The sequence below is a fragment of the Peribacillus sp. P4_B1 genome, from assembly GCF_056402395.1.
In genome coordinates, this window is record NZ_JBFUHM010000007.1 from 50,262 (window position 1) to 71,027 (window position 20,766).

A 20,766-nucleotide genomic window follows, 5' to 3' on the forward strand; every position below is an offset into this window, starting at 1 on the left:
ATTTGTTATCAAATGAGGTTTTATGGTATACTCATTGTGCAAAAATATGTGAAAACCCAAATGGGATTTTTAATTGAGATACGTGATAAATAGGTATATTAAGCCGCCGAAATCACCTGGGTGTTGGCGGCTATTTTTTAACTTAAAACCAATTTTTCGGTCAAGTCTTCCATATAGACCTCTTTTATGAGGCTTTGTTTTTGCTTACAACCGAAAATGACAGAAAGTGAGTGGTCCTGTTTGGATCTTCTATCTATAAAAGACCCTTCTTTTTTGAAGAATATGAATAATGAAGAACTAGTTGAGTTAAGTATGGAAATACGAAAATTTCTTGTGGAAAAATTATCGGTGACCGGTGGGCATATTGGGCCCAATTTAGGTGTAGTCGAGTTGACTATAGCCTTGCATAAAGAATTCGACAGTCCGAACGATAAAATTTTATGGGATGTCGGTCACCAATCCTATGTCCATAAAATCCTGACTGGCAGAGCAGGAGAGTTCAATACCTTAAAGAAATATAAAGGTCTTTGCGGCTTTCCTAAAATGATTGAAAGCCCTCATGATGTTTGGGAAACCGGTCACAGTTCGACTTCTCTTTCAGCTGCAATGGGAATGGCGGCTGCCCGTGATATCAAAGGTGAAAAAAGTTTTATTTTACCTGTCATCGGGGACGGGGCCCTAACAGGCGGAATGGCGCTTGAAGCTTTGAATCATATCGGTGATGAAAAAAAGGACATGATCGTTATCCTGAATGATAATGAAATGTCGATAGCCCCTAACGTAGGTGCTTTACACACGATATTGGGAAGATTGCGGACAGCAGGTAAATATAACTGGGCAAAAGATGAATTGGAATTGCTTTTGAAAAAAATTCCTGCAGTCGGTGGTAAACTTGCGGCTACCGCTGAACGCTTGAAGGATAGCATGAAGTACTTATTGGTCTCAGGAATCTTTTTTGAAGAACTCGGGTTCACATACCTTGGACCAGTTGATGGTCATAATTATGAAGAATTGCTGGAGAATTTAAGATATGCCAAGAAAACGAAGGGACCCGTACTGCTACATGTCATCACGAAAAAAGGCAAGGGTTATTCACCTGCCGAGTTGGATACAACAGGAAATTGGCATGGGACAGGCCCATACAAGATCGAGACAGGCGATTTCGTGAAATCCACTAGTAAAGCTCCTGCTTGGAGTGCCCTCGTAAGCGATACTGTCAGCAGGCTCGCTCGTGAAGATGAACGGATTGTCGCGATTACACCTGCAATGCCTGTAGGTTCGAAATTGGTGGGGTTTTCCCGAGAGTTCCCAGAACGTTTCTATGATGTAGGGATTGCCGAGCAGCATGCAGCAACTTTTGCAGCTGGATTGGCAACGCAAAAAATGAAACCATTCCTGGCTATTTATTCAACCTTCCTGCAAAGGGCTTATGATCAGGTGGTCCATGATATCTGCCGACAGAATCTAAACGTATTCATAGGGATCGATCGTGCCGGATTGGTTGGTTCCGATGGTGAAACACATCAAGGGGTTTTCGATATTGCTTTCTTACGCCACATTCCAAATATGGTGTTGATGATGCCGAAAGATGAAAACGAAGGCCAACATATGGTCAATACGGCCTTAAGCTATAATGATGGTCCGATCGCTATGCGTTTCCCTCGTGGGAATGGTTCGGGAGTTGAAATGGATACTGACTTACAGCAGATTCCAATCGGTACGTGGGAAGTTCTTAAAGAAGGAACGGATGCTGCCATCTTAACGTTCGGTACAACCATCCCCATGGCTCTTAAAGCTGCAGAACTGCTTGAGAAAGAGGATTATTCAGTTAAGGTGATCAATGCCCGTTTCATCAAGCCTTTGGATGAAAACATACTAAGCAGTCTTCTTGGTGAAAAAATGCCTATCTTGACTATAGAAGAAGCGGTTCTACAAGGTGGTTTTGGTAGTTCTGTACTTGAATATGCTCATGATCAAGGTTTTTATGGGGCAATTATAGATCGAATGGGAATACCTGATTATTTCATTGAACATGGCAGTGTCGATGAACTTCTTGAAGAAATCGGTTTAACGACAGAGACAGCCATCAAAAAGATTAAAATGATAACACCAAAAAAAGAAAAAAGGGCCTGACAATATGAAAGTGATGAAAGAAAGAGTAGATATATTACTTGTAGAACAAGGCTTGGCCGATACACGTGAAAAAGCGAAGCGTATGGTTATGGCTGGTCTTGTCTACGCGAATGAAGAGAGGTACGAAAAACCGGGTGAAAAAGTGCCGGTCGATCTTGAGTTTACGATCAAAGGAAAAGTTATGCCTTACGTTTCAAGAGGCGGACTTAAACTTGAAAAGGCCTTAAAGGAATTCGATTTACAAATGAACGGAAAAATCCTGCTTGATATCGGATCATCAACTGGAGGGTTCACCGATTGTGCTCTGCAAAATGGTGCCGCAATGTCTTATGCACTTGATGTAGGCTATAATCAACTTGCATGGAAGCTTAGGCAGGATGAACGGGTAAAAGTAATGGAACGGACGAATTTCCGTTATGTTACACCCGCCGATCTCGATGGGGAGATGCCAAACTTTGCAAGCATTGATGTTTCTTTCATCTCGCTAACGTTAATTTTACCGGTGTTAAAGACGCTCCTCGTTCCGGAAAGCGACGTCGTTGCTTTAGTTAAACCGCAATTCGAAGCTGGGAAGGATCAAGTGGGTAAAAAGGGGATTGTTCGTGATCCCAAAATCCATAAACAAGTGCTGGATAAGATCATTTCTTTTGCAAAAAAGGAAGGCTACGATATTAAGGATGCTTCTTTCTCACCGATTACCGGCGGCGATGGAAATATTGAATTTTTACTTCATTTATACTGGCAAGGGTCAAAAGACGATGGAGCGATATTGCTTTCGAAAACGGTGGATGACATCGTTAGGGAAGCCCATGCCCAATTTAAAAAAGAATAGCTAGAACTTTTTGTATGGCTCCTTTGGCTGGATGGTTGGCTAAAAGGAGCTTTTTAATTTTAAATGGTCCTGTAATGCACTTGAATCATTTAAGGGGAATACATAAAATAGGTATGAACAAAAAATAGAGTTGTTATGCTTTTTAGAGAAAAAGTTGTACAATTGCATAAAAATCCGATAACATTAATATTAGCCACTTTAGAAAGCGGTCTATTTGCACGTACGGATGATACTTGAAACAATCCCATTTTGGGCAGCTTGCTTAAGTATGATATAAAAGTGATACTCATTAAATGAGCAACAGTTGAGAAGAGGTGCTTCTACTTATGAATAAAGGACAACGACATATAAAAATAAGGGACATTATAACGAATAATGATATAGAAACCCAGGATGAGCTAGTTGAAGAGCTGAAATTAGCTGGATACAATGTAACTCAGGCCACTGTTTCAAGGGATATTAAAGAGCTTCACCTTGTTAAGGTCCCTTTAACTGATGGAAGGTATAAATATAGCCTGCCAGCCGATCAACGTTTCAATCCACTTCAAAAATTAAAGAGAATCCTGGTTGATGCTTTTGTACGCATTGACGCAGCCAATAATTTACTTGTAATGAAGATGCTCCCGGGTAATGCCCAGGCAATCTGTGCATTGATTGATAATTTAAATTGGCAAGAAATACTCGGGACGATCGGCGGCGATGACACTTGTTTAATTATCTGCCGTTCTGAGGAAGATGCAAAGATCATTTCCGGCAAATTCTTGGACATGCTCTAATAATTTTGTGAGGTGACCTAGTTTGTTAACAGAACTATCGATTAGGAATTTTGCGATCATAGACAGCCTGTCCGTTTCATTTGAGAAAGGCTTGACTGTCTTGACCGGAGAAACAGGGGCAGGGAAATCAATTATTATAGATGCCGTTCACCTTTTGGTTGGAGGACGTGGTTCTGCCGAGTTCATACGGCATGGTGAGTCGAAGGCCGAAATAGAAGGATTATTTCAAATTGAAGATGAGAAACACCCGGTCTTTGCCAAGGCAGAAGAGTTTGGCCTGGATATGAATGACGGTATGGCCATTCTTCGTAGGGATATTTCACAGAGCGGCAAAAGCGTTTGCAGGGTAAATGGAAAACTTGTAACGATTGCCATTTTACGCGAGATAGGACGGACATTGATAGATATTCATGGTCAGCATGAACATCAGGAATTAATGGATGAACGGCTCCACCTTCCTCTGCTGGATCAATTCGGCGGAGAAAAAATCGCATCGGCACTTACGGAATACCAAAAGCTATATAAACGTTATGAAACCGCTTCTAAACAATTAAATAGTTTGAGTCAAAATGAACAGCAAATGGTTCATCGCCTTGACTTGATCCAATTTCAATTCGATGAAATCCAAAAAGCTGATTTGAAACTTCGCGAAGATGAAGAATTGATGGAAGAGCGGAAGAAAATTAATAATTTCGAAAAAATTCATGAAGCGCTGCAAACGAGTTACAATGCTTTAAATGGTGAGCAGCATGCAATTGATTGGCTTTCCGTAGCCATGAATAACCTGGAAGAGGCGGCAGGGCTTGATGAAGGTTTAAAAAACAGCTCCGAGACCGTATCAAATAGTTACTTCCTTCTTGAAGAGGCCGTATCGAACATTCGAGATCAATTAGACTCTTTGGATTTTGATACAGAACGTGTTGAATTCATTGAAAGTCGCCTAAATGAAATAAATCAGCTAAAACGTAAATACGGGCGGTCCATCGAGGAAATCCTGGAATATGGTGCAGGCATAGAAGAAGAAGTCGAAAAACTGCAAAATAGGGAAACACACATAGCAAAGCTTGAAAAGGAAATGAAATCAATAAAGGCTGATTTAATTGTTGAAGCAAAGAATTTGTCTGATCTTCGTCAGACATTCGCTCAGCAGTTAACCAAAAAGATCCATCAGGAATTAAAAGATTTATACATGGAAAAGACAATTTTCGAACCCCATTTCCTTCAAACGGCTTATACTTTCGATGAGTTATCAGATAGGGGCATTAATCAATCGGGGCTGGATTCGATGGAATTTTATATTTCCACCAATCCGGGGGAACCGTTAAAACCCCTTTCTAAAATTGCATCGGGTGGAGAGCTGTCGAGGATCATGCTGGCTTTGAAAAGCATTTTTTCCAAGCACCAAGGCATAACGTCGATTATATTTGATGAAGTGGACACGGGTGTGAGCGGACGGGTTGCACAATCGATTGCTGAAAAGATCTATAAAGTGGCAACGGGGTCTCAAGTGCTGTGCATATCCCATTTACCACAGGTGGCAGCTATGGCGGATACCCACCTTTTCATAGCGAAAAATGTAAGGGCTGGACGTACGAATACCTCGGTAAAGCCTCTAATTGAAACTGAAAAAATAAAAGAAATCGGCAGGATGATTTCAGGAGTCGAGATTACGGATTTGACGAAGCAGCATGCCAATGAATTAATTCAGCTGGCCAAAAGGCTGAAGATTACATCTTGATGGGCCAGTAAGAAGATTATTTAAACTTTTATCATAAGCATTCATTGTAAAGCTATCCAAAAACGGATAGCTTTTATTTTGTGCACTTGTTATAAATGACTGTCCTGAGGGCTAAATTAAAGGTGTAGCCATAAAGTTTCAGAGAGCGAGGAGAGTGAATGGATTGAAATTTGTATGGATAAACAGAATCATCGGTGGAATTCTCCTTGTTTCGCTATTAACATTAGGGTTATACCAGCCATCTCGTGAATATTTTTTAATTCCAAATCATCTTGTACTATTTGAAGGAAGTCAATATAGTATTTCCAAATCATTGCCTGTTTCTGCAAAAGCTTCGGGATCCAGTGATGGGATTTCGCTTCATGATGAGCAAACTTCAATTACGCTTGGTGCTGAGAAACCAGGGACGAATGAAGTGTTACTCGATGTAGCAGGCCTGCCTGCCAAAAAGGTCGACATTAGAGTGATAAAAGACTTTAAAGTCATGCCTGGAGGCCAATCCATTGGAGTGAAGCTTAATACTCTTGGGGTGCTCGTAGTAGGTCATCATCTTATTGATACTGCGCAGGGAAAAAAATCACCAGGAGAAAAAGCGAAAATTGAAATAGGTGATATTATTACAGAAATCAATGGTCAGACGATAAAGAAGATGGGGGATGTAACCCCTTTTGTTCAACAGGCAGGTGAAAAGGGTCAGGCGTTGAATTTGGTCATTAACCGAGAGAATAAAGTGCTTCATAGTACCCTTTTACCTTTGAAAGATAAGAATGAAGGAACTTACAAATTAGGTTTGTATATCCGTGATTCAGCAGCCGGCATCGGAACGATGACGTTTTATCACCCGGACTCGAAAAAATATGGGGCATTGGGACATGTCATTTCCGATATGGATACAAAAAAGCCGATTGTTGTAAAGGACGGACAGATCGTTCAATCGACTGTCACGTCCATCGAAAAGGGAAGCAATGGTGATCCGGGAGAAAAATTGGCACGCTTTTCTTCTAATAAAGAAAAAATAGGAAATATCAATCGCAACAGCCCCTTTGGGATCTTTGGGAAATTAAATCAAGATTTTAAAAATGGGATAAATGACAAGGCGCTCCCCATCACCCTTTCCCATGAGGTAAAGGAAGGACCAGCTAAAATCCTGACGGTGGTGGATGGTTCCAAAGTAGAGGAATTCGATGTGGAAATCGTCAGTTCCATACCACAGAAGTTTCCTGCGATTAAAGGAATGGTCTTAAAAGTGACGGATAAAGAATTGCTTCAAAAAACGGGTGGGATCGTTCAGGGAATGAGCGGCAGTCCCATCATACAAAATGGGAAATTAATCGGTGCAGTCACCCATGTATTTGTTAATGATCCTACAAGTGGGTATGGAGTCCATATCGAATGGATGTTAAACGAAGCCGGTATAAATATATATGACAAAGATAATTATGAAAAGGCAAGCTAATGAAACCGGGTATCCTTTTGGATGCCCTTTTTTTATAAAACGCAGGTCATGGGTAGGAATTAAATATGATTTCTTCAAAAAATAGATGTTTTTTTAAAACGATGTGATAAAATGAAAACGAAATGAAGATTTTTCGACAATCGGTTCATTCGAATAGCAAACGAAGTCGAAAACAAGAGATATCCGGAGAATAATATTGAATTCCTTATATTTTTTCAAAAATAAAAGGAATTTAGTTTCCATTGTCGAAAAGTTCAATTACAATAGAATTTAGTCATATAGAAAAAAAGACCAATTGTAGTTGAGGAGGAAATCAAGCGTGAAAAAAATTAAGGTGTGCGTTGTAGATGATAATAGAGAACTTGTTGGCCTTCTGGAAGAATACATTTCTGCACAGGAAGACATGGAAGTAATTGGGGTGGCACATAACGGTCAAGATTGCCTGGGTATGCTTGAAAGCGTTGATCCGGATATATTGATCCTCGATATTATCATGCCTCATTTAGATGGGTTAGGTGTACTTGAAAAACTTCGTGAATTAAAACGGGGTGCTATGCCTAATGTAATTATGCTTACTGCCTTTGGTCAAGAAGATGTCACGAAAAAAGCAGTTGATTTGGGCGCGTCTTATTTTATCCTAAAACCTTTTGATATGGAAAATCTAGCCAATCATATTCGTCAGGTAAGCGGTAAAGGGCAGGCGGTTTTAAAAAATCATAGTCAGTTTAGCTATCGTCCCCAAAATGAACCCAAGCCTAAAAACCTCGATGCCAGCATCACAAGCATCATTCACGAAATTGGAGTGCCTGCACATATCAAGGGCTATTTGTATTTAAGGGAAGCCATATCCATGGTATATAATGATATTGAACTATTGGGATCAATCACCAAAGTTTTATATCCGGATATTGCAAAAAAGTACAATACTACAGCAAGCCGTGTGGAACGTGCCATCCGACATGCGATTGAAGTGGCTTGGAGCCGTGGCAATATAGAATCCATTTCATCCCTTTTCGGTTATACCGTTAGCATGACTAAGGCAAAACCTACAAATTCCGAATTCATTGCTATGGTGGCCGATAAGCTCCGTCTCGAGCATAAAGCATCTTGACAGGGGTAGGGGGAAACGGTTGTTAAGATTCAGGGTAACCATTGACCATATAAAGGCTAGAGCCGCTAAATATAAATAAGAACTCTCCGTCTGGTGGTAAGGGGACAGGAAGAAGTTGCTTTGTGATTTTTTATAATCGGCAACTTCAATTTTTTACGCTGCCGATTAAAAAAAATTAAACGCCTTTTATTTATTGGATTTTGCAGGAAGAATCCAATAAATAAAAGGCGTTTTTGTTTGGTCGAAAAAGCGGGATTCATTATCTGAATCATTAATTTTTTTTTAGGTTAGCGACATATTCGCCGGGGAGTTTCCTAAAAAGCCAAGAATATCTTAACGGATGAAAAGATGGGAAAATTAATCGGCGTCGTTATTGAGKCGGATGGAAAAGTTAGAGCGGCAGTTATCGGGAGTCGTATGGAGGGAAAACGATAATTAATGACAAGGGGTTTGACCGTAATCTTTAAAAAAAGAATTGAATGATACTTTGCCTTTATATAAATCAAAAATAAAGGAACTCGAATCAAAAAAGGAATATGAACAAACAAAATGTTGATTGGAGAGGTTGATGGCTCAAATCCTTCAATTGGATGAGAAACGGAAGTCAATCATAGATATGCTTGAATCAAAAGGGGAAGGTGAAATAACGATTGGTCAAATGCCTTTCCGGATACCTGCTGGCAAATCAAAAGTTTGGAAAAGAAATTGAGTTGTTTAACGAAAGGAACCTTCTATGCCGAAAATAATCACCTGCATTTTGAAAGTTTCCGATAAATGATTGATCTAGATGAAAATAATTTGCTGTGTCTGTTCATAAAATTGGGATATAACGATTTTTGGGAGAGGGGGCAGATTTCATCATGACCTTAATCTTTGCACATCGAGGATCGGCAGGAACACATCCGGAAAATACGATGTCTGCGTTCAAAGAAGCTGCACGTGTAGGGGCGGACGGAATCGAAACGGATGTCCAGCTCTCGAAAGATGGAGAAGTGGTCATCATTCACGATGAAAAGCTCGATCGGACCACGAATGCCTCAGGGTATGTAAAAGACAGGACCTTGATGGAGTTGAAAACACTTAATGCGTCCCCAAACTTTAAGGGGAAATTGGGTAAAGAAAACATTCCGACGCTTGAAGAACTATTTATCTGGCTTAACGACAATCAGCTTTATTGCAATATTGAACTGAAAAACACGCTTTTTCTGTATCCAGGTTTAGAAGAGAAAGTCATACAGCTCACCCGTGCCTACGAAATGGATGAAAGGATTATCCTTTCATCATTCAATCATTACAGTTTGGTTAAATGCCATCAATTGGCACCGGAACTGGAAACGGCACCGCTTTATAGGGATGGTCTGTACATGCCGTGGATATATGCCAAGGCAATAGGCGGGAGCGCAATCCATCCAAATTTTCGGGCTGCCCCTGATTTTGTTATTCAAGCATCGTTGAGCATGGGGATTGCTGTACGGCCATATACCATCAATGAGGAAGCCGAGATGAAAAGATTATTCAAATTGGGGTGCAGTGCCATCATAACCGATTTTCCTGAGGCAGCCGTACGGGCCAGAGAAGGACTTAGATCGAGATAAAGAAAGAAGGTGCCATAATTACATGGCACCTTCTTTTTTTTGTGTTCTTTTTAGTGTTTAAAATTTATTGAACCTGCTTTGGACCTTATTTTGTTTCCGATCTCGATGAAGGACGAAGCCTGCGATAAAGGCTATCCCGGCAATCGCTAAAAGCAGTCCGATTAAAAACTGCAGCCAAAGGACTGGATAGGGAGGCTGTAAAATACCGAACACCATGTCCCTCATTATTTTTATGCCATAGGCAGCGAAGGCCCCGGGTATAAAAAGAATCAAAAAAGCGATTAAACGTTTCATGCTGTCAAATCCCTTCCGAAAATTCCATCTTTTAAAAATGATAATAGATATAAAATATTTGTCAAGTTTCGGGAATCTAGAAAATGACTGGAAGTTGGTGGCTTTTTTTAAAGGATACCAATATGGTAAGATGAGGTGTGGAGTATGAAAAAAATTGCAGGGATAGAAATAATAAATGGGTAATTATTTAAGGGGGATGGCTCATGCAAAAAGTCATGATAGTGGGGGGAGGAGTGGGAGGGACAACCGTGTTGAAACTCCTTTCGGAAAGTGAAGTATTCTCAATTGTTTGTATGGCTGATACAAATGAATCGGCTGAAGGAATGCTTGCTGCAAAAGAGCGAAGGATTCCTACAGTGACTAATTGGAGCAAGGGATTGGATTGGGATTTGGACATCATTTTTGATACGACTGGAGACCCGTCCGTCTATAAAAAGATAAAAAGGGATATGGATGATCAAACGATACTCATTCCTGGAAGTGTTGCCCTCATTATGACTAAGCTGTTTGAAGAGAAAAATCGTTTAATAAATAAATTGGAGAATGCCTCGGCAAAAATGGATTTGATCCTGAATACGACCAGTGAAGGGATGGTGGTGATTGATCATGAGGGATTCATCATCATGTTCAATGATAGTGCGGAACGAGCATCTGACACAAAGCGCGAGGACGTGATTGGCAGACATATCAAGGATCTCTTCCCTTCAACTGGATTAATTCGAGTGATGGAAATGAACAAAAAAGAAGTAAATCAGGAGATCACCCTTACTAATGGGATGGAGCTCATAACGACAAGGATTCCTCTGGTAAATGCCGATAAGGAAATCATAGGGGCTTTTTCCGTGTTTAGGAATAAAACGGAAGCTGTGCAATTGGCGGAGCAGATCACTGATTTAAAAGAGATACAGACGATGCTCCAGGCAATCATTCAATCCAGTGATGAAGCCATATCGGTCGTGGATGATCAAGGGAGGGGACTATTGATCAATCCGGCATATACAAGAATCACTGGCTTAACAAAGAACCAAGTGATTGGTAAGCCGGCTTCCATCGATATTTACGAAGGTGAAAGTATGCATATGAAAGTGCTCCAGACAAAAAAACCTGTTCGGGGTGTCAATATGCGTGTCGGCCCAAAACATAAGGAAGTGATTGTGAATGTAGCTCCAATCATTGTGGACGGGTGCTTGAAAGGCAGTGTTGGCGTCATTCATGATGTATCTGAAATTCAAGCATTGACTCACGAATTGAATCGGGCGAGACAAATTATCCGGACACTGCAGGCTAAATATTCCTTTGATGATATAATAGGAGCTTCCGAAGAGATGAAGCTTCCGATTGAACAGGCGAAATTATCGGCAAGGACACCCGCTACTGTCTTATTGAGAGGGGAATCAGGGACAGGAAAAGAGTTGTTTGCCCACGCCATCCATAATGCGAGCGATAGGAAATTCAATAAATTCGTACGTGTAAATTGCGCGGCCATCTCAGAATCATTACTTGAAAGTGAACTGTTTGGTTATGATGAGGGGGCCTTTACAGGGGCAAGCAGAGGCGGAAAGGTCGGTTTTTTCGAAGAGGCAAATCAAGGGAGTATCTTTTTGGACGAAATTGGTGAATTACCAGCCAACATCCAAGCAAAATTATTACGGGTTTTACAAGAACGGGAAATCATCAGAGTGGGGGGAACAAAGCCGATTCCCATCAATGTCCGTGTCATAGCAGCTACGAATATCAACCTTGAACAGGCAATATCAAGCGGATCATTCAGGGAAGATTTATATTTCAGGCTGAACCGCATGCCCATTTTCATTGCTCCTTTACGAAAGCGAAAAGAAGATTTGAAAGAATTGGCGGAGCATTTAATTCATAAAATCAATCAGGAGTATGGACGGAGCATAGAGGGAATCACTGCAGATGCTATACATAAGATGCAAATCTATAACTGGCCAGGGAATGTGAGGGAACTGGAGAATATTTTAGGACGGGCGATCATTTTCATGAAATTGAACGAGACGATCATTGATATACAGCATATTCCCGATTTTATCGAAGAGGTTCCATTAAAACAGGAGAAATTAATGAGGCCTTCTTCTGGCTACGTATCGGGTAAACCGCTCTCGGAGATAATAGACCAGTATGAAGCCGAAATCATTCAGCAAGCGATCTATACACACAATGGAAATAAAACACTTACAGCAAAAGCGCTGGGGATATCAGTTAGAAATCTGTATTACAAAATGGAAAAATTCGAACTATGAAATTCTTTGCACGTTAAAATTTGCGCACTATGAAAAAAACTGCACGGAATTTTCTGATTTATTTTAATTTGAGTGAGAGTCCACTTCTAACATGAAATTTTTTTAAATTTGTTATAGGCTATAGTAGTCCAACTTATTAACCAGCATCTCCTTTTTTTGGTTAAAAAGGCTCTCACTTTTCAGTTTATTGGCATGTTATTTGCATATTTAAAAGTGAATGGATTTTTCAAGGGAACCATTCCAAATGGGAAAAATATCATGTGTTTAGCGGAATTTATTTAAAATGAACGTAGTAACCAGTAAGAATGAGGAGTAATTTAGCATCCTCATATCTGACACAAACGATTAAAACATCTAGGGAGGATTCCTTTATGGAAATTTTTAAATATCTTGAGAAGTATGATTACGAACAACTGCTATTCTGTCAGGATAAACAATCGGGTTTGAAAGCGATTATTGCCATTCATGATACGACATTGGGACCTGCACTTGGTGGCACAAGGATGTGGACGTATGCTTCTGAAGAAGATGCCATAGAAGACGCTTTAAGGCTTTCGAAAGGAATGACATATAAGAATGCAGCAGCCGGCTTGAATTTAGGCGGGGGAAAAACCGTCATCATCGGCGATCCGCGCAAGGATAAAAATGAAGAAATGTTCCGTGCGTTCGGAAGGTATATCCAAGGGCTGAATGGGCGTTATATAACAGCTGAAGATGTAGGGACGACAGTTGAAGACATGGATCTCATCCACGAGGAAACGGATTTTGTCACTGGGATTTCCCCTGCATTCGGTTCCTCAGGTAACCCTTCCCCTGTAACTGCTTATGGGGTATACCGCGGTATGAAAGCTGCTGCAAAAGAAGCATTCGGCAATGATTCTTTAGAAGGCAAGGTAATTGCAGTCCAAGGCGTCGGGAATGTAGCTTATAACTTATGCCGTCACCTTCATGAGGAGGGCGCTAAACTGATCGTGACTGATATCAATAAAGAAAGCGTGGCCCGTGCAGTTGAATCCTTTGGGGCGACAGCAGTGGATCCAGATGAAATTTATGGGGTTGAATGTGATATCTATGCTCCTTGTGCATTAGGGGCTGTCATAAATGATCAAACAATCAATAAAATCAAGGCGAAAGTCATTGCAGGTGCAGCCAATAATCAATTGAAGGATCCTGTTCATGGCGATCAAATTCATGAAAAAGGTATTATATATGCTCCTGATTATGTAATTAACGCAGGTGGAGTCATAAACGTGGCTGATGAGCTTTTAGGGTATAATCGGGAAAGAGCGCTTAAGAAAGTGGAAACGGTTTATGATACCATTGAACGGGTCATGGAGATTGCAAAACGTGATCAAATTCCAACTTACAAAGCAGCGGACAGGATGGCAGAGGAGCGCATTGCTCGTATGAGGAATTCAAGAAGTCAATTTTTACAAAATGAAAAGCATATCTTGAATGGAAGAAAATGAATGTAGTTATACAAGTTATAGATTCCTGTGTTTTTTTAAAATAAACACAGGAATTTTCAACATGGATAACGTAATAAACATAGTGCAAGTAAAAAGGTGACAATCTGTAATTGTGAGGAGGAGTGGTTTTGGCTGAAGAATTTGACCTCGTTATCCTCGGAGGAGGAACAGGTGGGTATGTGGCAGCAATAAGGGCTGCACAATTAGGATTGAAAACGGCTGTCGTGGAAAAAGGCAAGCTCGGCGGAACGTGTCTACATAAAGGCTGTATCCCTTCAAAAGCACTTTTAAGAAGTGCAGAAGTTTATCAGACTGCAGTGAAGAGCGAGGAATTCGGTATTATTACCGGGGATGTAAAGTTGGATTTCCTTAAGGTACAGGAAAGAAAGAATAAAGTGGTTGATCAACTCTATAAAGGTGTTCAGCACTTGATGAAACAAGGGAAGATAACCGTTTATGAAGGATTAGGACGTATACTTGGTCCATCTATATTTTCACCGATGCCTGGGACAATTTCCGTGGAAATGAATAATGGCAGTGAAAATGAAATGCTTATTCCTCAGAATATTATCATAGCTACCGGTTCGCGTCCGAGGACACTGCCAGGTTTACCAATTGATGGGGAATTGGTCTTAACATCGGATGAAGCCCTAAAGCTTGAGAGCCTGCCAAAATCATTGATTATTGTAGGCGGGGGAGTTATCGGAATTGAATGGGCCTCGATGCTGAATGATTTTGGTGTAGAAGTAACAGTACTTGAATATGCGGATAGAATCATCCCGACTGAAGACCATGATATTTCTAGTGAGATGCTTCGTCTCCTAACTAAAAAAGGCGTCAAATTCGTTACAGGTGCCAAGGTATTGCCTGAAACCCTGAAAACGGATGTTTCAGTAACTATTTCTGCTGAAGTAAATGGATCGGTAGAGGAATTCACAGCTGAAAAAATGCTGGTTTCCGTGGGCAGATCAGCAAATGTTGAAGGGATCGGCCTTGAAAATACGGAAATTGTGAAAGAAAAAGGCTTTATTGAAACCAATGAATTCTTCCAAACGAAGGAAACACATATCTATGCGATCGGTGATTGTATCGGCGGTCTTCAATTGGCTCATGTTGCCTCCCATGAAGGTATTACAGCCGTTGAGCATATGGCAGGCCAAAAACCAGAACGGTTGGATTATTCGCTAATTTCAAAATGTGTGTATTCTAGCCCTGAAGCTGCCAGCGTAGGTTTGACGGAAGAGCAGGCAAACAAGGAAGGCTATGAACTTAAAATTGGGAAATTCCCATTCCGTGCAGTTGGTAAGGCCCTTGTATTCGGGGAAGCAGATGGTTTTGTCAAAATCATTGCAGATAAGAAAACGGATGATATACTTGGCGTTCATATGATCGGACCACATGTTACGGATATGATTTCAGAAGCTGGACTTGCAAAAGTACTTGATGCGACACCTTGGGAGGTAGCCAAGACAATTCATCCACATCCAAGTCTTTCTGAAGCAATCGGCGAGGCGGCGCTTGCTATCGATGGACTTGCCATTCATTCATAAGAATAAGGTCAGGAGGTTTTATGATGGTAGAAAAACGTCATGAACAATTAGGCTTAACTGAGGAAATGGTTTTAGATATGTACAGGACAATGCTTTTGTCCCGCAGGATTGATGAGCGTATGTGGCTTTTAAACCGGTCCGGGAAAATTCCCTTCGTAATTTCCTGCCAGGGGCAAGAAGCTGCACAGGTTGGAGCAGCTTTTGCGCTGGATAGGCAAAAGGATTATGTACTGCCTTATTATCGGGATGTTGGTGTGGTTCTTACCTTCGGAATGACCGCAAAAGACTTGATGCTTTCAGGTTTTGCGAAAGAGGAAGATCCCAATTCCGGGGGACGTCAAATGCCTGGACATTTTGGTCAAAAGGAAAATAGGATCGTCACCGGTTCGTCACCTGTAACGACACAGGTCCCGCATGCAGTTGGAATTGCCCTTGCTGGGAAGATGGAAGGTAAGGATTTAGTAACATTCGTAACGTTTGGGGAAGGTTCATCAAATCAGGGCGATTTTCATGAAGGGGCCAACTTTGCAGGTGTGCATAAGCTACCGGTCATTTTCATGTGTGAAAATAATAAATATGCGATTTCCGTTCCTATTGAGAAACAGCTATCGTGTGAAAATGTTTCCGATAGGGCGATTGGCTATGGGATGCCTGGAATAACGGTGGATGGCAATGACCCATTGGAAGTGTATGCTGCAGTGAAAGAAGCGGCTGACCGTGCACGAAGGGGAGAGGGGCCTTCCCTTGTAGAAACCGTTTCATATAGGCTCACTCCACATTCAAGTGATGATGATGACAGAAGCTACCGGACAGCGGATGAAGTGGCCGAAGCTAAAACAAAGGATTCCATAAAGACATTTGGAGCGTATTTAAAAGAAGTGGGAATCATGGATGAGGATCTTGAGAAACAAATGAATGATGAAGTCATGAAGATAGTCAACGAAGCTACTGATTATGCTGAAAATGCTCCATATCCGAAGGCTGAAAGTGCAATGAATCATGTGTATGCACAAAAGTAAGGGGGTAATAGAATGCCAGTGATTTCTTATATAGATGCTGTAACAATGGCAATGAGGGAAGAGATGGAACGTGATTCCCGTGTATTCGTATTGGGAGAGGATGTTGGAAAAAAAGGTGGGGTCTTTAAAGCGACTCATGGTTTATATGACCAATTCGGTGAAGCCAGGGTCATCGATACACCGCTCGCTGAATCTGCAATTGCAGGAGTGGGAATTGGAGCCGCCATGTATGGGCTTCGGCCGATAGCTGAGATGCAATTTGCTGATTTCATCATGCCTGCCATTAACCAAATTGTTTCAGAGGCAGCCAAGATTAGATACCGTTCCAATAATGACTGGAGCTGTCCTATGGTGATCCGTGCCCCATATGGAGGAGGAATTCATGGAGCTCTTTATCATTCACAATCGGTTGAAGCAATCTTTGCCAATCAGCCGGGTTTGAAAATTGTGATGCCTTCCACTCCGTATGATGTAAAGGGTTTGCTTAAAGCTGCCATTCGCGATGAAGATCCAGTGCTTTTCTTTGAACATAAACGCGCATATCGTTTGATCAAGGGTGAGGTACCCACTGAAGATTATGTACTTCCAATCGGTAAGGCGGATGTGAAAAGGGAAGGGGAGGACATTACTGTCATCTCCTATGGCCTTTGTGTGCATTTTGCCCTTCAGGCAGCAGAAAAATTATCTGCAGATGGAATCTCTGCACATGTTCTTGACTTGCGCACCGTCTACCCTTTAGATAAAGATGCTATCATAGAAGCGGCATCTAAAACGGGGAAAGTTTTACTGGTTACGGAGGACAATAAAGAAGGAAGCATTATGAGCGAGGTCGCAGCCATCATTGCCGAGCATTGCCTTTTTGATTTGGATGCTCCTGTAAAACGGTTGGCCGGACCTGATGTACCTGCCATGCCATATGCGCCTACGATGGAAAAACATTTTATGGTGAATCCAGATAAGGTGGAAAAAGCCATGAGGGAATTGGCTGAGTATTAATGACTGTTAAGAAGGAGGAACGATTTATGGCTATGGAATTAATGAAGATGCCTCAACTAGGCGAAAGTGTCACAGAGGGAACCATCAGTAAATGGCTTGTAAAGCCTGGGGATCATGTCACGAAATACGACCCGTTAGCTGAAGTGATGACGGATAAAGTAAATGCTGAGGTTCCTTCTTCCTTCACCGGCATCATCAAGGAATTGAAAGCGGATGAGAATCAAACGTTAGCAGTCGGGGAAGTCATTTGCTCGATTGAAGTTGAAACGGCAAAGACGGATAACGATAATGTAGGGCAAGCTGTTTCTCATAGTGTAGAAAAAGTTGATGCACCTGTTACAAGAAATGTACAGCAAGCGGCCGAACCATCAAGGAAAGCTCGCTATTCGCCAGCAGTGTTAAAACTTTCCCAGGAGCATGGAATCGATCTTTCAAAAGTGAAAGGAACGGGGAATGAGGGACGGATCACCCGTAAAGATTTACTGAAACTTGTTGAATCAGGGAATCTTCCTAAGGCGGATGAGCCTTCGGCAATGCCCGATTCGGCTCCTGAAGTGCTCGCTCCTCAAGTTGATCGGCAAACCAGCCCAGTAACAAACGTTACGACTGCGGCTGGTGACAAGGAAATACCTGTTACCGGCATCCGTAAGGCAATTGCGTCCAATATGTTGAAAAGTAAGCACGAAATTCCGCATGCTTGGACGATGGTGGAAGTTGACGCAAGCAATATGGTGAAGTTGCGTGATAATCTAAAATCCGACTTTAAACAAAAAGAAGGCTATAATTTAACGTACTTTGCCTTTTTCGTAAAAGCGGTTGCTCAAGCCCTTACGGAATTTCCAGAGCTCAATTCGATGTGGGCAGGCGAAAAAATCATACAAAAGAAAGAAATCAATATATCAATAGCCGTTGCAACTGAAGATGCCTTATTTGTACCGGTAATAAAAAATGCAGATGAAAAATCAATCAAAGGTATTGCAAGGGAGATACAGGAACTCGCATCCAAAGTGAAGGCGGGTAAGTTAAAAGCAGAGGATATGCAAGGTGGCACGTTCACTGTCAATAACACTGGTTCATTCGGTTCTGTCCAATCCATGGGAATCATCAATTATCCACAGGCAGCCATTTTACAAGTTGAAACAATTGTGAAACGGCCAGTGGTCATAAATGACATGATTGCAGTACGGGATATGGTTAATCTCTGTTTATCACTTGATCATCGTGTTTTGGACGGCCTGGTATGTGGACGGTTCCTCGCAAGAGTTAAAGAAATCATCGAAAAGATTTCCAAGGAAAACACTTCCATATACTAAAATGAAGAAAAAGGAAGGACAGTAGGTTCCTTCCTTTTTTTGTACTTCTTTTTAGAAAAACATCGACAAAAATTTTATTTTTGCTATTATTTTATTGAGAGCTGTTCTAGCACAGAACAGGGCTGTACTTTATTTCAAAGAGACGAAAAAGGCTATCAGCTTCTCTTAGAACTCCTTTGCTAATTTCTATTGGCTTAAATTTCAAGAAAATTATGATAGAATGTTAGTATAATCCAGATCAAATTGATGGGAGGGTGGTTTTCTTATCTGAACTGACTGAGCGTTCGTTCTCCCGAAGAATGGATATGGCGATTGAGGCGGCAGACGATAAGAAAGCGATTACAGATGGAACTGAAAGATGTAAAAAACATAACCTTTCCTAAGCCTTCTTTGGAAGAGTGGAAAGAAGCTGCGGAAGTCAGTTTAAAAGGAAAAAGTATAGAAAAATTAAAAACGAATACATATGAGGGCATCACTTTATATCCACTTTATACAGAAACGGCGGATTCAACGGCAAATGTAGCTGAATTGCCAGGGTTCTTCCCTTATACCCGAGGAACGTTTCCAACGGGTTATTATGAAAAACCTTGGCTGGTCGTTCAACCTGTAAGCGGTGTCACGGCTGAAGAGGCAAATGAAAAGATGAAGGTGTCATTCAAGCGCGGTCAAAATGTCGTGGCATACCCTGCAAGTTTGCTTGCTGAGGGAGCAAGGGCTGAAAAATTGTTTAAAGATATCCCATTAAGGGAAATCCCGGTTTTCATTGACCTTAAGGGAAAACAAAAAGGATTATTCCCGCAATTCAAAGCCGTTGCTGAATCGCAAAATGCCCAATTGACAGGCGTAGTTGCAGAAGATCCCATTGCAGAATGGCTCATTGGCGGTCAGCTGCCAGAGGATACGGATCATTATTTTGCAGACTGGCTTAAGACGATCCAAGATTATCAGAAGGTAGGCCGGGATTTAAAGACAGTCCTGATTAATACGGCAGTCTATCATAATGGAGGAGCGAATGCCGTTCAAGAAATCGCGTACGGATTATCGGCAGCCGTCCAATATCTATTGGAAGGGCAAAAACAAGGGCTTTCCATTTCTTCAGTTTCCGAAAGAATAGTATTTTCGTTTGCAGTCGATTCCAATTACTTCATGTCCATCGCCAAACTGCGGGCTGCCAGGAGGCTTTGGGCAGGTCTTGCTGAAGCCTTCGATACAGCTCCGGATCATTTTAAAATGGCCATACATGCTGTTACTTCCGAATTGACAGAAACGCTATATGACCAGCACGTCAATATTCTTCGGACCACAAACCAAGCTTTTGCTGCAGCTATCGGTGGCATTCAATATCTTCAAATTCATCCATTTACTCATGCAACTGGTGAATCTGATGATTTTTCAGAAAGAATCGCCCGTAACACTCATTTGATTTTAAAAGAGGAAACAAATATCACCACCGTGGTCGATCCTGCTGGCGGTTCTTGGTATGTTGAACAATTAACGGATGAATTGGCTGAAAAGGCTTGGGCGAAATTCCTTGAAATCGATGAAGCCGGGGGGATTTTAGAGCTTATTAAGCAAGGCACCCTGCAGAAAGACATAGCTGAAGTATACCTAGGAAGAGTTCAAAATGCGGCTTTCAGAAAAGATAGTATCATCGGAACGAATGTATATCCGAATCCAGCTGATAAGATTAAAACCCCGACACTGGATAAACATGTGTCATACATGAAAGTTGAGAAGCCGGTTGGCATTACCCCAATTGCCTTGGAACGGGTATCCATTCAGTTCGAACAAATAAGACTGCGCAGTGAAAGTTATAAAGAAATAAATGGAACAGCTCCAACAATCGGTTTGATTAATTTGAAAAACCTTAAATCCTATAAACCCCGTGCAGATTTCGTTAAAAGTCTGGCTGCAGCAGGAGGTATTGAAACAGTAGGTAGTAAGGGGTGTCAAACCATTCAGGAAGCAGTCGATTACGTGGCTTCGACCAATTTCCCTATCTATTGTATTTGCGGCAGTGATGGTGACTACGCGGAATTAGCCCCAATCACAATTAAAGAAATTAAAAAGCAATTCCCTGAAATCAATATTTATTTGGCTGGCAAGCAGCAAGAAGAATTGGAAATCACACTAAGTGAAGCCGGCATGAAAGATTCTATCCATGTTAAAACGAACGTAATAGCGATTTTATTGGAATTATTGCATGAGCTAGGGGTGAACTGA

The 20,766-nt window shown here is 41.3% G+C and carries 17 protein-coding genes; 16 read left to right on the top strand and 1 reads right to left on the bottom strand.

The window, feature by feature from the left end; translation table 11 throughout:
- Window positions 1–240 precede the first annotated feature (240 nt).
- The 8 genes from dxs (at window position 241) to AC1DVK_RS05765 (ending at window position 9,641) form a co-directional block, all read left to right on the top strand.
- Window positions 241–2,133, top strand: coding sequence for a 1-deoxy-D-xylulose-5-phosphate synthase (gene dxs / locus AC1DVK_RS05730; RefSeq protein WP_477626052.1), 1,893 nt, complete (start codon window positions 241–243; stop codon window positions 2,131–2,133).
- Window positions 2,134–2,137: 4 nt separating this feature from the next.
- Complete coding sequence (locus tag AC1DVK_RS05735; RefSeq protein ID WP_477626025.1) at window positions 2,138–2,965, top strand: TlyA family RNA methyltransferase; 828 nt, start codon at window positions 2,138–2,140, stop codon at window positions 2,963–2,965.
- A 326-nt stretch (window positions 2,966–3,291) separates the two neighbouring features.
- Entirely contained in the window at window positions 3,292–3,741 is a 450-nt protein-coding gene (gene ahrC / locus AC1DVK_RS05740; RefSeq protein WP_061144401.1) for a transcriptional regulator AhrC/ArgR, read from the top strand.
- A 22-nt stretch (window positions 3,742–3,763) separates the two neighbouring features.
- Window positions 3,764–5,479 (top strand): DNA repair protein RecN, encoded by a 1,716-nt coding sequence (gene recN, locus AC1DVK_RS05745; protein ID WP_061463991.1) that lies wholly within the window; start codon window positions 3,764–3,766, stop codon window positions 5,477–5,479.
- Window positions 5,480–5,642: 163 nt separating this feature from the next.
- A complete protein-coding gene (spoIVB, locus tag AC1DVK_RS05750; RefSeq protein WP_061463990.1) occupies window positions 5,643–6,935 on the top strand; it encodes a SpoIVB peptidase in 1,293 nt (430 codons plus the stop codon).
- 319 nt (window positions 6,936–7,254) lie between these two features.
- Window positions 7,255–8,046, top strand: coding sequence for a sporulation transcription factor Spo0A (gene spo0A / locus AC1DVK_RS05755; RefSeq protein WP_061463989.1), 792 nt, complete (start codon window positions 7,255–7,257; stop codon window positions 8,044–8,046).
- 568 nt (window positions 8,047–8,614) lie between these two features.
- Window positions 8,615–8,755 carry a hypothetical protein gene (locus AC1DVK_RS05760; RefSeq protein WP_410860378.1) on the top strand — a complete coding sequence of 47 codons (141 nt, stop codon included), beginning with the start codon at window positions 8,615–8,617 and terminating at the stop codon, window positions 8,753–8,755.
- Window positions 8,756–8,906: 151 nt separating this feature from the next.
- Entirely contained in the window at window positions 8,907–9,641 is a 735-nt protein-coding gene (locus tag AC1DVK_RS05765) for a glycerophosphodiester phosphodiesterase (RefSeq protein ID WP_477626026.1), read from the top strand.
- A 57-nt stretch (window positions 9,642–9,698) separates the two neighbouring features.
- Here AC1DVK_RS05765 and AC1DVK_RS05770 read toward each other — a convergent pair whose 3' ends face one another.
- Window positions 9,699–9,935, bottom strand: coding sequence for a DUF2627 domain-containing protein (locus tag AC1DVK_RS05770; protein WP_061463986.1), 237 nt, complete (start codon window positions 9,933–9,935; stop codon window positions 9,699–9,701).
- A 203-nt stretch (window positions 9,936–10,138) separates the two neighbouring features.
- On the opposite strand from AC1DVK_RS05770, the gene AC1DVK_RS05775 reads away from it, so the two are divergent.
- The 8 genes from AC1DVK_RS05775 (at window position 10,139) to AC1DVK_RS05810 (ending at window position 20,766) form a co-directional block, all read left to right on the top strand.
- A complete protein-coding gene (locus AC1DVK_RS05775; RefSeq protein ID WP_410860380.1) occupies window positions 10,139–12,196 on the top strand; it encodes a sigma 54-interacting transcriptional regulator in 2,058 nt (685 codons plus the stop codon).
- 371 nt (window positions 12,197–12,567) lie between these two features.
- The gene (gene bcd / locus AC1DVK_RS05780; RefSeq protein ID WP_061463985.1) at window positions 12,568–13,665 is read left to right on the top strand and encodes a branched-chain amino acid dehydrogenase; all 1,098 of its coding nucleotides are present in this window, start codon (window positions 12,568–12,570) and stop codon (window positions 13,663–13,665) included.
- A gap of 128 nt (window positions 13,666–13,793) precedes the next feature.
- Window positions 13,794–15,215 carry a dihydrolipoyl dehydrogenase gene (gene lpdA / locus AC1DVK_RS05785; protein ID WP_125160628.1) on the top strand — a complete coding sequence of 474 codons (1,422 nt, stop codon included), beginning with the start codon at window positions 13,794–13,796 and terminating at the stop codon, window positions 15,213–15,215.
- A 23-nt stretch (window positions 15,216–15,238) separates the two neighbouring features.
- The gene (locus AC1DVK_RS05790) at window positions 15,239–16,234 is read left to right on the top strand and encodes a thiamine pyrophosphate-dependent dehydrogenase E1 component subunit alpha (protein WP_061463983.1); all 996 of its coding nucleotides are present in this window, start codon (window positions 15,239–15,241) and stop codon (window positions 16,232–16,234) included.
- Between the two features lie 12 nt (window positions 16,235–16,246).
- Window positions 16,247–17,230 carry an alpha-ketoacid dehydrogenase subunit beta gene (locus AC1DVK_RS05795; RefSeq protein ID WP_477626027.1) on the top strand — a complete coding sequence of 328 codons (984 nt, stop codon included), beginning with the start codon at window positions 16,247–16,249 and terminating at the stop codon, window positions 17,228–17,230.
- A gap of 26 nt (window positions 17,231–17,256) precedes the next feature.
- Window positions 17,257–18,543 (top strand): dihydrolipoamide acetyltransferase family protein, encoded by a 1,287-nt coding sequence (locus tag AC1DVK_RS05800; RefSeq protein WP_284470254.1) that lies wholly within the window; start codon window positions 17,257–17,259, stop codon window positions 18,541–18,543.
- A 254-nt stretch (window positions 18,544–18,797) separates the two neighbouring features.
- Window positions 18,798–18,926 carry a hypothetical protein gene (locus AC1DVK_RS05805; protein WP_289320083.1) on the top strand — a complete coding sequence of 43 codons (129 nt, stop codon included), beginning with the start codon at window positions 18,798–18,800 and terminating at the stop codon, window positions 18,924–18,926.
- 7 nt (window positions 18,927–18,933) lie between these two features.
- Complete coding sequence (locus AC1DVK_RS05810) at window positions 18,934–20,766, top strand: methylmalonyl-CoA mutase family protein (protein ID WP_477626028.1); 1,833 nt, start codon at window positions 18,934–18,936, stop codon at window positions 20,764–20,766.

What these genes read in the sequence shown, in the direction of transcription:
- AC1DVK_RS05770 (WP_061463986.1), bottom strand. Translation starts at nt 9,935, where the DNA reads ATGAAACGTTTAATCGCTTTTTTGATTCTTTTTATACCCGGGGCCTTC.
- AC1DVK_RS05775 (WP_410860380.1), top strand. Translation starts at nt 10,139, where the DNA reads ATGCAAAAAGTCATGATAGTGGGGGGAGGAGTGGGAGGGACAACCGTG.
- AC1DVK_RS05790 (WP_061463983.1), top strand. Translation starts at nt 15,239, where the DNA reads ATGGTAGAAAAACGTCATGAACAATTAGGCTTAACTGAGGAAATGGTT.
- AC1DVK_RS05760 (WP_410860378.1), top strand. Translation starts at nt 8,615, where the DNA reads ATGGCTCAAATCCTTCAATTGGATGAGAAACGGAAGTCAATCATAGAT.
- bcd (WP_061463985.1), top strand. Translation starts at nt 12,568, where the DNA reads ATGGAAATTTTTAAATATCTTGAGAAGTATGATTACGAACAACTGCTA.
- AC1DVK_RS05765 (WP_477626026.1), top strand. Translation starts at nt 8,907, where the DNA reads ATGACCTTAATCTTTGCACATCGAGGATCGGCAGGAACACATCCGGAA.
- AC1DVK_RS05800 (WP_284470254.1), top strand. Translation starts at nt 17,257, where the DNA reads ATGGCTATGGAATTAATGAAGATGCCTCAACTAGGCGAAAGTGTCACA.
- ahrC (WP_061144401.1), top strand. Translation starts at nt 3,292, where the DNA reads ATGAATAAAGGACAACGACATATAAAAATAAGGGACATTATAACGAAT.
- AC1DVK_RS05795 (WP_477626027.1), top strand. Translation starts at nt 16,247, where the DNA reads ATGCCAGTGATTTCTTATATAGATGCTGTAACAATGGCAATGAGGGAA.
- AC1DVK_RS05735 (WP_477626025.1), top strand. Translation starts at nt 2,138, where the DNA reads ATGAAAGTGATGAAAGAAAGAGTAGATATATTACTTGTAGAACAAGGC.